This is a genomic window from Fodinicola acaciae, assembly GCF_010993745.1.
GTDB classification, from domain to species: Bacteria; Actinomycetota; Actinomycetes; order Mycobacteriales; family HKI-0501; genus Fodinicola; species Fodinicola acaciae.
This window is the reverse complement of the sequence record NZ_WOTN01000001.1, coordinates 3003879-3016777: the sequence shown is the minus strand read 5'-3', so window position 1 is coordinate 3016777 and position 12899 is coordinate 3003879. Positions and strand designations below refer to the sequence as shown.

Sequence of the window (12899 nt, the reverse complement as noted above, 5' to 3'; positions counted from 1 at the left end):
CTGCGGCTCACACCGTCACGTAACCCCAGGCGCCCCGCTCGGCCTGCTGGCAGTAGGCGCCGGCGCCGTTAGCGGAGAAAACTGACGATCTAGACGCTAACCGGCAATGCTGACATCTCGCTGTCACATCGATGTCGGGTGCCGTGACCGGGTTACCTATCCTGGAGGAATGACGACCGCGACCGTTCAGGCGACCGAGCTGCGGCTCGGGCCGATCGCCGTGTGGCCGCCGGTCGTGCTCGCCCCGATGGCCGGCATTACGAATCCGCCTTTTCGCCGGCTGTGTCGCGAGCACTGCGAAGACGACGGGTTCGTGAGCATCGATCGGACGCGGCGAGCGCAGCAACCGCTTCGCGCGGGGTTGTACGTGTGCGAGATGATCACGACGCGCGCGCTGGTCGAGCGCAACGACAAGACCATGAAGATGGTCCGGTTCGACGCCGACGAGCGGCCCCGGTCGGTGCAGCTCTACGGCGTGGACCCGGTCGTCGTCGGCCGGGCCGTACGGATGATCGTCGACGAGGACGTGGCCGACCACATCGACCTCAACTTCGGCTGTCCGGTGCCGAAGGTGACGCGGCGCGGCGGCGGGTCGGCGCTGCCGTGGCGGTGGCGGCTGTTCGAACGGATCGTCGGCACGGCCGTACGCGAGGCCGGCGACCTGCCGGTCACGGTGAAGATGCGCAAGGGCATCGACCCCGACCACCTGACCTTCCTGCGTGCCGGCCGGATCGCGCAGGACGCCGGCGTCGCGGCGGTGGCGCTGCACGGGCGTACGGCCATGGACATGTACGGCGGCACCGCCGACTGGTCGGCGATCGGCGAGCTGGCCGCGGCACTGGACGTGCCGGTGCTGGGCAACGGCGACATCTGGGAAGCCGACGACGCCCTGCGGATGGTCGAGGAGACCGGCTGCGCCGGCGTCGTCGTGGGCCGCGGCTGCCTCGGCCGGCCGTGGCTGTTCGCTGACCTGGCCGCCGCCTTCGACGGCCGGCCGGAGCGCGCGCTGCCGCCGCTGGGTGCGGTCGCCGTGGCCATGCGCCGGCATGCCGAGCTGCTGGCCGGGCACCTCGGCGAGCAGCGTGGCGTGACCGACTTCCGCAAGCACGTCGCCTGGTATCTGAAGGGATTCGCGGTCGGCAGCGAGATCCGCCGCGCGCTCGGCATGGCATCCAGCCTGGCCGAGCTGGACGACCTGCTCGGCAAGCTCGACCTCGACCAGCCGTATCCGGTCGACGAGCTCGGCACGCCGCGCGGCCGCGGCACCGGCGCTCGGCGCGTCGCGCTTCCGGAGGGGTGGCTGGCGTCGGCCGAGTGCGCCGACCCGCCGTTCGGTGCCGAGCTGGAGACCTCCGGCGGCTGATGGTGGGCGGCGTGCTGGGGTTCGTACGGGAGCGCGCGATCGCGACCTCGACCGGACCGCTGACGCCGGACCCGTCCTGGGACGCCGACATCGACGCGTACGCGCGGCACAACCCGGCCGACGGCGCGCTGCTCAACGCCGGCCGCGCCAGGCATCCGGTCTTCCACGAAGGCGGTTGGGTCCTGCGGCTGCAACCGCGCGCCGGCGCGATGACGTTGGACACCGACGTGTTCGTACGCGCTGGGTCGTGGCAGGAGTCGATCTATGTGCACGAGCTCGTCCACGTGCACCAGTACGCCGGCGGCCAGCTGGCCTTCCTGACCTCGTACTTCGGCCGCGCCGCCGGGACACTGCTGACGCGCCTGGTGACGCGCAAGCCGTTGGACCCGATGACGGCCGCGCCGCAGGAGGCCGAGGCCTATGGCGTGGAGCACCGGTTCGTCGCCTGGCAGGATCAGGGGCGTGGATCTGGCGACGGTGGTTGAGCTTTACCGGAAGTACGCCAACGACCTGGCCGCGGTGCGTGACGCGCAGCGACAGCTGCTGACGACGTTCACCGGCAAGGTGAAAGCGCAGCTGGACGACATCGAAGCGGAGATCACCTACCTGCGCGTCCGCGACGCGCGGCCGCGTACGGTCGTCGAGATCGGCGCGCTGCACGGCTGGTCGGCGACCTGGATCCTGCGCGCGCTGAAGGACAACGGTGCGGGGCACCTGCACTCGTACGACCTGATCGACAGCTCCGAGCGGCACGTGCCGGACGACCTGGCCCGCAACCGGACCTTCCATCACGGCGACGTACGCGAGAAGTGGCGCGACCTCGACCCCGACTATGTCTTCATCGATGCCGCGCACAGCGCGCGGTTTGCGCATTGGTATGTGAAAAATCTGTTTCCAGCGTTGAAAAGTGGTACGCCGGTCAGCGTGCACGACGTGTATCACTTCCGCTGGCCGATCCCGTTCAGTGAAGGCGCTGTGCTGATGCGGCATCTGGCCGAGCGCGGCATCGCGTCGTTCACCGCCGCCAAGCCGCGCCGCGACGGAGCGTACGAGCGGCTCATGGACCTGCGCCGCGACCTCGGGCTGGCCGAGCCGATCCGCGACTCGACCGACAACCCGATGGTCTATTTTACTTTGCCGTAGAGGACTGGACGACCTCGAACTCGAGCAGGTCGGCGCCGGTCGACACCGGATTGGCGCGCTCACCGGAATGCGCCGCCATCATCGGTCCCTCGCGCCAGGCCTGGAAAGCCTCGTCGGACTCCCACTCGGTCACCACGAAGTAGCGGTCGTCGCCGGACACCGGCCGCAGCAGCTTGAAGCTGACGAAACCTGGCGCCGAGTCGACCGCGCCGTGCCGGTTGGCGAACCGCCGCTCCAGCTCCGGCCCGGCCTCGCGCGGGACGGTGATCGCATTGATCTTCACAACAGACATACCCAGACTCTAATCCGAAACGCCGAAGTGACGTGATTCTCTCGCTTGATCGGTCCGGTGCTCCTTGATCGGTGTGGCTGCTCACAGCCGGGCTGCGGGAAAGGGGGGAAATAACTAGCCTCGGAGCACACACCCCCCGTACGGCCCGGTGGAGACGGACAAACCCGTCCGGCACGCCGGGCCGCCGCCGTTGCCGGTGAGGAGCCCGCGCCGTGACCACATACGTGTTCGACTTCGCCGAAGGAAACAAGGACCAGAAGGACCTGCTCGGCGGAAAAGGGGCCAACCTCGCCGAGATGACCAATCTCGGCCTGCCGGTGCCACCGGGTTTCACCATCACCACCGAGGCCTGCAAGGCATATCTGAGCACCGGTTCGGCGCCGGACGAGCTGGCCGGCCAGGTCTGCGAACACCTGGCAGCGCTGGAAAAGGCGATGGGCAAGAAGCTCGGCGACCCGACGGATCCGCTGTTGGTGTCGGTGCGTTCGGGTGCCAAATTCTCGATGCCGGGAATGATGGAAACTGTTCTGAACGTCGGCCTAAACGACGAGTCCGTGCAGGGTTTGGCGCGCCAGGCCGACAATGAGCGGTTCGCGCAGGACTCGTACCGGCGACTTCTGCAGATGTTTGGCAAAACCGTGCTCGACATCGACGGCGAGCTGTTCGAGTCGGCCATCGAGGACGCGAAAAGCGCCAAAGGCGTGCAGGCCGATGTCGACCTGGACGCCGACGACCTGCGCGGCCTGGTCGAGAAGTTCAAGCAGATCATCCACGACCAGACCGGTCGCGACTTTCCGCAGGATCCGCGCGAACAGATGGATCTGGCCACCTACGCCGTTTTCCAGTCGTGGAACTCGCCGCGCGCCATCCTCTATCGCCGGCAGGAGCGTATCCCGGCCGACCTCGGCACGGCGGTCAACATCGTCGCCATGGTCTTCGGCAACCTCGGCGCGGATTCCGGCACCGGCGTGGCGTTCACTCGCGACCCGTCCACCGGCATGCGGGGGATCTACGGCGACTACCTGCAAAACGCGCAGGGCGAGGACGTGGTCGCCGGCGTACGCAACACGGTGCCGTTGGCAGACCTGGAAAAGATTGACAAGAAGTCCTACGACCAGCTGCTCGAGATCATGTCCACATTGGAAAACCACTACCAGGACCTGTGCGACATCGAGTTCACCATCGAGCGCGGCAACCTGTGGATGTTGCAGACCCGGGTCGGAAAACGTACGGCCGCCGCGGCTTTCCGCATTGCCACGGCGTTGATCGACGAAGGCCTGATCGACAGGGACGAGGCGCTGCGGCGGGTCACCGGCGATCAGTTGGCGCAGCTGATGTTTCCGCGTTTCGGCGACAGGTCCGACGGCAAGAAGCTGACCAAGGGGATGAACGCCTCGCCTGGCGCCGCCGTCGGCAAGGTGGTCTTCGACTCGCCGACGGCCGTGCGGATGGCCCACGACGGCGAGAAAGTCATCCTGGTGCGCCGCGAGACCAACCCCGACGACCTCAACGGGATGATCGCCGCAGAGGGGATTCTCACCAGCCGCGGCGGAAAAACCTCGCACGCGGCCGTGGTGGCGCGCGGCATGGGGAAAACCTGCGTGTGCGGCGCCGAAGAGCTCGACGTGGACACCAAAGGCAAGAAGCTGACCGCGCCGGACGGCACGGTGGTGTCGGAGGGGGACGTGATCTCCATCGACGGCTCCACCGGTGACGTCTTCCTCGGCGAGGTGGCCGTCACCGACTCGCCGGTGGTCGAGTATTTCGAAGGTACGCTGAAAGAAGAGGATGATCTGGTGCAGGCCGTCGACAAGATCATCACGCACGCCGACGGCGTACGGCGGCTCGGCATACGGACGAATGCCGACAACGGTGAGGACGCGGCCCGTGCTCGCCGGTTTGGTGCCACCGGCATCGGACTGTGCCGCACCGAGCACATGTTTCTCGGCGAGCGGCGACAGCACGTCGAGCGGCTGATCCTGGCCGACGGCAAGGAGGAACGCGAGGCCGCGCTGGCCGAGCTGCTTCCGTTGCAGCGCGGCGATTTCGTGGAGATCTTCGAGGCGATGGACGGCCTGCCGGTGACCGTACGGCTGCTCGACCCGCCGCTGCACGAGTTCCTGCCGGATCTCACCGACCTGTCGGTACGCGTCGCGATCGCCGAGGAGCAGGGGAAGTCCAACGAGAAAGATCGCAAGCTGCTGGACGCCGTACGCCGGCTGCACGAACAGAACCCCATGCTCGGCCTGCGCGGCGTACGGCTCGGCATCGTCATCCCGGGGCTTTTCGCGATGCAGGTGCGCGCCATCGCCGAAGCCGCGGCGGAGCGCCGGAAAGCCGGTGGCGACCCGCACGCGGAGATCATGATCCCGTTGGTCGGCGCCGTGCAGGAGCTCGAACTTATCCGCGACGAGACGGAAAAGGTGCTCGCCACCGTGGCAGAGGAGCAGTCCGTCGAGCTGGACATGTCGATCGGCACGATGATCGAGCTGCCGCGCGCGGCGCTGACCGCCGGCCAGATCGCCGGTGCCGCCGACTTCTTTTCCTTCGGCACCAACGACCTGACCCAGACCGCGTGGGGTTTTTCGCGTGACGACGTGGAAGCCGCGTTTTTCGCGCGCTATCTGGAAGGCGGCATCTTTGGCGTGTCGCCGTTCGAGTCGCTGGACGTCGAAGGTGTCGGCCGGCTGGTCCGGATAGCCACCGAGGAGGGGCGCGCGGCGCGGCCGGATCTCAAGCTCGGCATTTGCGGTGAGCACGGCGGAGACCCGGCGTCGGTGCACTTCTTCCACGAGGTCGGCCTCGACTACGTGTCGTGCTCGCCGTTCCGCGTACCGGTGGCACGACTGGAAGGCGGCCGCGCCGCGGTGCTCTGACCCTCGCGAGGTCGACGGTTTGGCGGTCGATCGGGGCGCGCCGACCGTCAAAACGTCACCCTCACGGTGGTTAGGCTCGTCGTGTGGACGCACATGACGAGCAGCGGTGGGTCGCCGAGCCGGCCAAGCCGACCGGCGCCGACCGTACGCCGTATCAGCGTGACCGCGCGCGCGTGCTGCACTCGGCCGGTTTTCGCCGGCTGGCGGCCAAAACACAGGTCGTCACGGCCGGTGTCGACGACTTTCCACGGACCCGGCTGACGCACTCGCTGGAGGTTGCGCAGATCGCGCGTGAGCTCGGCGCCGCGCTCGGCTGCGACCCGGACATCGTCGACACCGCCGGTCTCGCGCACGACCTCGGTCATCCGCCGTTCGGCCACAACGGCGAGGACGCGCTGGACGCGGTGTCCGGCGCGTGCGGCGGCTTCGAAGGCAACGCGCAGACGCTGCGCGTGCTCACCAGGCTGGAGGCCAAGGTCGAGGGCGCCGGCCTCAACCTCACCCGCGCCAGCCTCGACGCGACCTGCAAATATCCGTGGCCTCGCGGCGAAAGCCGGAAGTTTGGCGTCTACGCCGACGACCTGCCGGTCTTCGAGTGGCTGCGTGCCGGTGCCGAGGGTCGGCGCCGCTGCCTGGAGGCGCAGGTCATGGACTGGGCCGACGATGTCGCGTACTCGGTGCATGACGTCGAGGACGGTGTGCACGCCGGTTTCATCAAGGTGTCCACTTTGGACGATCCAGACGAGCGGCTGGAGCTGGCCGGCCTCGCCGCGCGGATGTACAGCGACGAGACGGCGAGCGAGCTGGCCGCCGTGCTCGAGGAGTTTCGTACGCATCCGGCGTTGCTGGCGGTCTCCGATTACGACGGCGGCCATCGTGCCCAAGCCGCGCTCAAGGCGCTGACCAGCACCCTGACCGGCCGTTTCAGCGCCGCGGCGGTGGAGGCGACGCGTGCCGCGTACGGGCCAGGGCCCCTTTCGCGCTATGCCGCCGATCTGGTGGTGCCACGGCAGACCCGAGCCGAGTGTGCGTTGCTGAAGGCGATCGCCTGGCGGTGGGTCATGCAGCGGCGAGACGCGCAGTGGGCGTACGCGCGTCAGCGTGAGCTGGTCACCGGCGTCGTGACGGCGCTGACCGTACGCGCGCCGGACGCGCTCGACCCGGTCTTTCGTCCACTGTGGACAGCCGCGCCGAACGACGCGGCGCGGCTGCGGGTGATCGTCGACCAGGTCGCCTGTCTCACCGACGCGTCCATCGAACGCTGGGCCAACCGTCTCGGCGCGCGTTAGACCGGCGACTTGACGGTGCTGAACCGCAGCGACGGCCCGGCGATCTGGACTTCTTTCGTGCTTGCCTCGCCGTCCTTACGGAGCACGTACACCCCGGTCGGCGTGCGCTCCATGTACGTGCCGGTGGTGTCTGGCAGCGGCCGGAAAGTGCGGCCGCCGTCCGTGCTGATCCGCGGTGGGCCGTCGCCGGCCTCGATCACCGCGGTGCCGGGCCCTGGCAGCAGGTTGCCGGTGACGTCGGTGATGCCGCGTCGCACCGTCGACCAGGTCGCGCCGCCGTCGGTCGTACGGAACAGCGCCCAGGCCTTGGTCCCGTCCGCGGTGAGGGCATATCCGGTCCGGCCGTCGGTGGTCGTCAGCGACAGCAGTGGCGTCTTCTGGAACGGCGCCGGCAGCACCACCGAGTGCCAGGTGCGACCGCGGTCGGGGCTGATCCGTCCGGTCCCTGGCGTGTAGCCGGGCCGTTGGACCACCCAGATCGACCCGTCCGGAGCGAGGATCGGCGCCTCGCTCGGGGTGCTCGGCCCGATCGCGCTGCCGTTCGCGAGCCGTGCCTGCTCGCCGGTCCGCGGGTTGACCGCGGTGAGGACGTTTTGGTCGGGGCCGGACGCGATCGCCAGCCAGCCTGCCGGTATCGACGGCACGTCGGCGGCGGGGCCGGGCCGCTTGACCCAGGTGACGCCGTCGTCGTGGGTGATGTAGTCGCACATCATCGCGTCATGTGGGCCGACCGGCACGAGGTCGATGCAGGTGGGATCGTCGACGGGCGCCTCGTACAGCTTCCAGTGCCGGCCGCCGTCGGTGGTCACCGCGTAGCTCAGGCCGGTCGCCTCGTCGGGCAGGCAGCCCTTGTACGCGTAGAAGACATGGAAGATCACCTTCTCGCTCAGCGGATGGAACGAGCAGCGGCCGACCTGCGCCGGTTTCTCGATGGTCTTGGCGACGATCGCGCCGCCCTCCGGCCGGCCTGTGTGCGGCCGGAACGTGGCGATCAGCGCGACCGCGGCGACAACCACGATCGCCGCGGCGGCAAGCAGGCCGTTGTGCAGCCTGCGTCGCCGGCTGGCGCCGCGCAGCGTGTCGAACGCCGGCAGGCGCATGTCCTCCAGCAGCGCGGACCTGCCGGCAGCGGCCTGGGTCTCCAGTGGGTCGGTCATTTGGCACCTCCCGGGACGGATTCGCCGAGCGCGGCGGCCACGGCCTGGCGGCCCCGCAGCAGGCGGGATTTCACTGTGTTCACCGACGCCGCGACGATCTCGGCGATCTCGCGTACGTCCAGGTCGGCCAGGTAGTAGAGGGCGACCGCCTCGCGTTGCTCGATCGGCAGCCGCTTGATCGCGCCGAGGATCGCCACCCGGTCGGGGGTCGCGGCCGGTACGTCGTCGGGCTGGCCGAGCAGCCGGTGCAGCACGCGGAACCGGCGCTTGCGGCGCAGCCGGTCGCGCGCCACGTTGACGGTGATCGTGCGCATCCAGGCGACCGGGTTGTCCGCACGAAGGATCCGCGCCGGATGCGCACAGGCCTTCACGAAGGCCTCCTGCATGCACTCCTGCGCCTCGTCCAGGTCGCCGGTCAGCGCGTACGCGGCCAGCACGAGCCGCGGCGCCGCGTCCCGGTAGAGACGCTCCAGCGCGGCCGCCGCATCTGTCGTCATGGTCTCCCCGCCTGTCTGCCGTTCTCACTGATCCCTGACGAACGGCACCAGTGCCAGGGTGCACGCGACCGGACGGGTCAGTGGCGGCGGCTGACCAGGGCGGCGACCAGAGCGACGGCGACCAGCGCGTACGCGGCGACCGGCAGGCTGGTGGTGGCGGCGTAGATGGCCCCGGTCAGCGCGACGCCGGCCGACGTGCCGAGGCCGCGCGTCAGGTTGAGGACGCCGCTGGTCACGCCGGCGCGACCGGCCGGCGCGAGTGCCATGATGCCGGCGTTGTTGGCCGGTGTGAACGCGCCGATGCCCACACCGGTGATCGCCAGCGCTCCGGCCAGCGCCAGCGGACTGCCGGCGGTCCACGGCAGCGCGGCGAGGCCGGCGGCGGCGATCAGCATGCCGACGCCGGCATTGCGTACGAACGCACCGGCGATCGGCGCGGTGACGGCGATCGCCGCCGGCAGCGCGGTGAGGACCCAACCGGGGCCGTGATACGTGTACGGCACGAGAAACAGCACGCCGAAGAGCACCGCGTACGAGCCGAGGCCGGCGACCAGGCCGCGCAGCGGCCGGCGTACCGACGTGAGCAGGTCGCGCCAGCGCAACGGCTCGCGGCACAGCTCGCGCGTACGCGGAAGGAAGACCAGGCCGAGCACGATGCCGACCGCACCGACCGGCACGTTCAGCAGGAAGATCGCCGGCCAGCCCCAATGCGCGACCACCAGCGCGCCGACCGCCGGACCGAGCGCGAGGCCGACCGCCTGCGCGGCGCCCTGGATGCCGATGCCGCGGGCGAGCCGGTGCCGCGGCAGGCTGGTGGCGATCAGCGCGACGCTGTTGGCCTGCAGCATCGCCGCGCCGATGCCTTGCAGCACACGGAAAAACACGATCGCGGTCAGCGAGGTCGACAGTCCGGCGCCGAGCGAGGCGAGCGCGAACAGGGCGAAGCCGTAGACATAGCACAGCTTGCGTCCGTATCGGTCGGCGAGCTGGCCGACGCCGATCACGCAGCCGATCAGCGTGAGCAGATACGCCAGCGAGACCCACTCGACCGCGCCGACCGAGACGCCGAGATCGGCCTGGATCCGGGGGAGTGCCACCGTCACGATGCTGGCGTCGAGCTGACCCATGAAAGCGCCGATGCCGACGGCCGCGACCGCGAGCCATGGCGCGTACGACCGGTTGCGTACGACCGCTGGTCGCCGGGGTTCGACGAGCAGACGACCGAGCACACCGAAATTATATCTGTGACCGAGCTAATCGGTGGCCGACGTGGCGGAGATTCCGGTCATAGTGCCGCTGGCCGGCGGTTAAGCTCGCTCGATGGTCATCTCCGAGCCGGCGAGGCAGAGCGACGTTGCCGCGCTGACCGACGTGGTCGCGCGGCTGCGGCGCGCGCTGCGCAGCAGCATCCGCACCGACTATCCGTACGAGTCGCTGCCGATCGCGCAGGTCGAGCTGATGCAGGCGCTCGGTGAGGTGCCGTCGCTGCGGATCGGCGACCTGGCCAGCCAGCTGCGGCTGGCCGCCAACACGGTCAGCGGGCTGGCCAGCCAGCTCATCGACGCCGGCCTGGTCGACCGGCAGGCCGATCCGGCCGACCGGCGCGCCGGCCTGCTCACGCTCACCGCGGCCGGCCGGCAGAAGCTGTCGGACTGGCAGGCGGCCCACGAACGCCGGATCGGCGCGGCCCTGGCCACCCTGGCCGAGCAGGACCGGGCCGCGATCACCGCCGCCATCCCCGCGCTCGCCCGCCTGGTCGCCACGCTCTGACCCTCGCGAGGGTGCCGTTTTCGGTGTGCCGTCCGTCAAAACGTCACCCTCGGCATGGGCCGCGAGCGCGACGCCGGAGCCGGACTAGACTTCCGGCCGTGGCTGGCCGTATCCGTGACACCGACATCGCACTGGTACGCGAGCGGTCGCCGATCGCCGAGGTGGTCTCGACCAGGGTAACGCTGCGGTCGGCCGGTGGCGGCAGCCTGAAGGGCCTGTGCCCGTTCCACGACGAGAAGACGCCGTCGTTCACGGTCAGCCCGGCGCGCGGCTTCTACCACTGCTTCGGCTGCGGCGCCGGCGGCGACGTCATCACCTTCGTGATGGAGTCGGAGATGCTCGGCTTCACCGAGGCGGTGGAGTGGCTGGCCTCGCGGGCCGGCCTCACGCTCACGTACGAGGAAAGCCCTGGCGGCCGTACGGTCCAGCAGCCCAAGCGGTCCGGCCAGCGCCAGCGGCTGGTCGAGGCGCACGTGGCCGCCGCCGAGTTCTACGCCGAGCAGCTCGGCACTCCCGGCGCACGGCCGGCCAGGCAGTATCTGGCCGAGCGGGGCTTCGACCAGGCGGTCGCCACCGAATACGGCTGCGGCTTCGCGCCGACCGAGTGGGACGCACTGACCAAGCACCTGCGCGGCCGCAAGTTCACCGAGGACGAGCTGGTCACCGCGGGCCTGGCCAAGCAGTCGCGGCGCGGCACGCTGATCGACCGGTTCCGCGGCCGGCTGTTGTGGCCGCTGCGCGAGCTCAACGGCGACATCGTCGGTTTCGGCGCGCGCCGGCTGCTCGATGACGACGACGGACCGAAATACCTGAACACACCGGAAACGCCGATCTACAAGAAGTCCTCGCTGCTGTACGGCCTCGACCGCGCCAAGCGCGAGATCGCCAAGCGGCACCGCGCGGTGGTCGTCGAGGGCTACACCGACGTGATGGCCTGTCACGTCGCCGGCGTGCCGACCGCCGTCGCGACCTGCGGCACCGCCTTCGGCGCCGAGCACATCAGCGTGCTGCGCCGGCTGCTGATGGACCAGGACGAGTTTCGCGGCGAGGTCGTCTTCACCTTCGACGGCGACGAGGCCGGCATGAAGGCGGCGCGGCGCGCGTTCGAGGAGGACCAGCGGTTCGTCGCGCAGACGTTCATCGCGGTCAGCCCCGACGGCATGGACCCGTGCGAGCTGCGGCTGGCCAACGGCGACATGGCCGTACGCGACCTGATCGAGCGCCGCACTCCGCTCGTACGCTTCGTCCTGCAGTCCACAATGGACAGATACGACCTGGACACGGTGGAGGGCCGGGTCGCCGCGATGCGGGCCTGCGCGCCACATGTCGCGCGGCTGAAAGACCGCGCGCAGCGGCCGGAGTACGCGCGCTGGCTGGCCGGCCGGCTCGGCATGGAGATCGAGCCGGTGACCCGGGCGGTCGCCGAGGCCGCCAACGCCGTCGCGCGTGGCCAGCGTCCGTCCGCGCCGGCCGCCGAGGTGCCGACCGAGCCGGCGGTGCAGCGGCCGTCGTCGGAGGACCCGGTGCTGGCGGTGGAGCGCGAGGCGCTGAAGCTGGCCGTACAGGACCCGGTGCTCGCCGGGCCGATGTTCGACGCTGTCGAGGCCGTCGCGTACACGCATCCGGTGTACGTCGCGATCCGCGAGGCCATCGCCGCCGCCGGCGGGGTGGTCGAAGGCACCTCCGGACCCGAGTGGGTCCAGCGGCTGCAGGACGGCTGCGACGACCTGGTCGCGCAGAGCGTGATCGGTGAGCTCGCCGTCGAGCCGGTCCGCCGCGACGGCGAGGTCGACGCCAGGTACGCCGCGGTGCTGCTCGCCCGGTTGCAGGAGATCGCGGTCGTACGCCAGATCGCTCCGCTGAAGAACAAGCTGCAGCGGCTCAACCCGGTGGAGAAGCCGGACGAGTTCGCGCGGCTCAGCGGCGAGCTCTTCGCGCTGGAGCAGCACCGTCGCGGGCTGCGCGAGCAGGCGATCGGCGGCCTGTAGATGTCGGTCTTCAGCCGCCTGTTCGGCCGCCGTCCGCCGGCCGAGGCGCAGGCCGTCGCCGGCACCGGTGAGCGCATCGTCGCCTGGGGCCGTACGGACGACGGCTCAATGATCGTCGCCACCACGGCCGGCCTGCGCACCGCCGACGTACGGCTGGGGTGGCACCAGATCCACAAGGCCGGCTGGGGCGACGGCGTACTCACCGTCATCCCGTCCGTCGACGTGGCCGACGGCGTGGTCGCCGACGGCGAGCCGATCGCGCTGCGGCTGGCCGAGCCCGGCGACCTGCCGCCGGAGATCCGCACGCGGGTCACCCGCAGCGTCGCGTACTCGGCGCACCACCAGCTCGTCTCCGGCGGCGTCTGGGTCGTCGGCCGGCGCGTACCAGGCGTCGACGGCCTGACCTGGGTGGCGCGCTATGACGCCGGCACCGACCACACGGATCCGGCCGTACGCGCACAGGTCGCCGACCTCATCGAGGTCGCCGCCCGCTCCGCCGCGCCACCCCAGCCGTAGCGCTCGCC

12 protein-coding genes are annotated in these 12899 nt (G+C 70.1%); 8 read left to right on the top strand and 4 right to left on the bottom strand.

The window, feature by feature from the left end; genetic code table 11:
- Nucleotides 1-169 precede the first annotated feature (169 nt).
- Genes dusB through GNX95_RS14255 form a run of 3 tightly spaced genes read left to right on the top strand, consistent with a single transcriptional unit; the run spans nt 170 to nt 2506 of the window.
- Complete coding sequence (gene dusB / locus GNX95_RS14265; RefSeq protein ID WP_163507556.1) at nt 170-1363, top strand: tRNA dihydrouridine synthase DusB; 1194 nt, start codon at nt 170-172, stop codon at nt 1361-1363.
- Between the two features lie 11 nt (nt 1364-1374).
- A complete protein-coding gene (locus tag GNX95_RS14260; RefSeq protein WP_163507555.1) occupies nt 1375-1848 on the top strand; it encodes a hypothetical protein in 474 nt (157 codons plus the stop codon).
- Complete coding sequence (locus GNX95_RS14255) at nt 1826-2506, top strand: class I SAM-dependent methyltransferase (protein WP_222853569.1); 681 nt, start codon at nt 1826-1828, stop codon at nt 2504-2506. Before GNX95_RS14260 ends, GNX95_RS14255 begins: the two co-directional genes overlap by 23 nt.
- Here the strand turns inward: GNX95_RS14255 and GNX95_RS14250 are convergent.
- Nucleotides 2493-2798: an antibiotic biosynthesis monooxygenase family protein gene (locus tag GNX95_RS14250; protein WP_163507553.1), complete on the bottom strand. Its 306-nt coding sequence runs from the start codon at nt 2796-2798 to the stop codon at nt 2493-2495. The two genes, GNX95_RS14255 and GNX95_RS14250, sit on opposite strands and share 14 nt — an antisense overlap.
- A 212-nt stretch (nt 2799-3010) precedes the next feature.
- Between GNX95_RS14250 and ppdK the strand changes: the two genes are divergently transcribed.
- Both ppdK and GNX95_RS14240 read left to right on the top strand, forming a co-directional pair.
- Nucleotides 3011-5674: a pyruvate, phosphate dikinase gene (gene ppdK, locus GNX95_RS14245; RefSeq protein WP_163507552.1), complete on the top strand. Its 2664-nt coding sequence runs from the start codon at nt 3011-3013 to the stop codon at nt 5672-5674.
- 83 nt (nt 5675-5757) lie between these two features.
- The gene (locus GNX95_RS14240; protein ID WP_163507551.1) at nt 5758-6963 is read left to right on the top strand and encodes a deoxyguanosinetriphosphate triphosphohydrolase; all 1206 of its coding nucleotides are present in this window, start codon (nt 5758-5760) and stop codon (nt 6961-6963) included.
- On the opposite strand, the gene GNX95_RS14235 is transcribed toward GNX95_RS14240, so the two are convergent.
- The 3 genes from GNX95_RS14235 to GNX95_RS14225 all read right to left on the bottom strand — a co-directional run bounded on the left by GNX95_RS14235 (nt 6960) and on the right by GNX95_RS14225 (nt 9846).
- Nucleotides 6960-8120: a beta propeller repeat protein gene (locus GNX95_RS14235; RefSeq protein WP_163507550.1), complete on the bottom strand. Its 1161-nt coding sequence runs from the start codon at nt 8118-8120 to the stop codon at nt 6960-6962. The two genes, GNX95_RS14240 and GNX95_RS14235, sit on opposite strands and share 4 nt — an antisense overlap.
- Nucleotides 8117-8617, bottom strand: a complete 501-nt coding sequence (locus GNX95_RS14230) for an RNA polymerase sigma factor (RefSeq protein ID WP_163507549.1) — start codon at nt 8615-8617, stop codon at nt 8117-8119. Before GNX95_RS14230 ends, GNX95_RS14235 begins: the two co-directional genes overlap by 4 nt.
- A 77-nt stretch (nt 8618-8694) precedes the next feature.
- Entirely contained in the window at nt 8695-9846 is a 1152-nt protein-coding gene (locus tag GNX95_RS14225; RefSeq protein ID WP_222853568.1) for an MFS transporter, read from the bottom strand.
- A gap of 91 nt (nt 9847-9937) precedes the next feature.
- Between GNX95_RS14225 and GNX95_RS14220 the strand changes: the two genes are divergently transcribed.
- The 3 genes from GNX95_RS14220 to GNX95_RS14210 all read left to right on the top strand — a co-directional run bounded on the left by GNX95_RS14220 (nt 9938) and on the right by GNX95_RS14210 (nt 12891).
- Complete coding sequence (locus GNX95_RS14220) at nt 9938-10387, top strand: MarR family winged helix-turn-helix transcriptional regulator (RefSeq protein WP_163507548.1); 450 nt, start codon at nt 9938-9940, stop codon at nt 10385-10387.
- Nucleotides 10388-10485: 98 nt separating this feature from the next.
- Nucleotides 10486-12375, top strand: coding sequence for a DNA primase (gene dnaG, locus GNX95_RS14215; RefSeq protein WP_163507547.1), 1890 nt, complete (start codon nt 10486-10488; stop codon nt 12373-12375).
- Nucleotides 12376-12891, top strand: coding sequence for a hypothetical protein (locus tag GNX95_RS14210; RefSeq protein WP_222853567.1), 516 nt, complete (start codon nt 12376-12378; stop codon nt 12889-12891).
- Nucleotides 12892-12899 lie beyond the last annotated feature (8 nt).

Bases quoted from the DNA above. Each gene is read 5' to 3' on its own strand.
- dusB (WP_163507556.1), top strand. From the start codon at position 170: ATGACGACCGCGACCGTTCAGGCGACCGAGCTGCGGCTCGGGCCGATC.
- GNX95_RS14250 (WP_163507553.1), bottom strand. From the start codon at position 2,798: ATGTCTGTTGTGAAGATCAATGCGATCACCGTCCCGCGCGAGGCCGGG.
- GNX95_RS14235 (WP_163507550.1), bottom strand. From the start codon at position 8,120: ATGACCGACCCACTGGAGACCCAGGCCGCTGCCGGCAGGTCCGCGCTG.
- GNX95_RS14230 (WP_163507549.1), bottom strand. From the start codon at position 8,617: ATGACGACAGATGCGGCGGCCGCGCTGGAGCGTCTCTACCGGGACGCG.
- GNX95_RS14220 (WP_163507548.1), top strand. From the start codon at position 9,938: ATGGTCATCTCCGAGCCGGCGAGGCAGAGCGACGTTGCCGCGCTGACC.
- GNX95_RS14210 (WP_222853567.1), top strand. From the start codon at position 12,376: ATGTCGGTCTTCAGCCGCCTGTTCGGCCGCCGTCCGCCGGCCGAGGCG.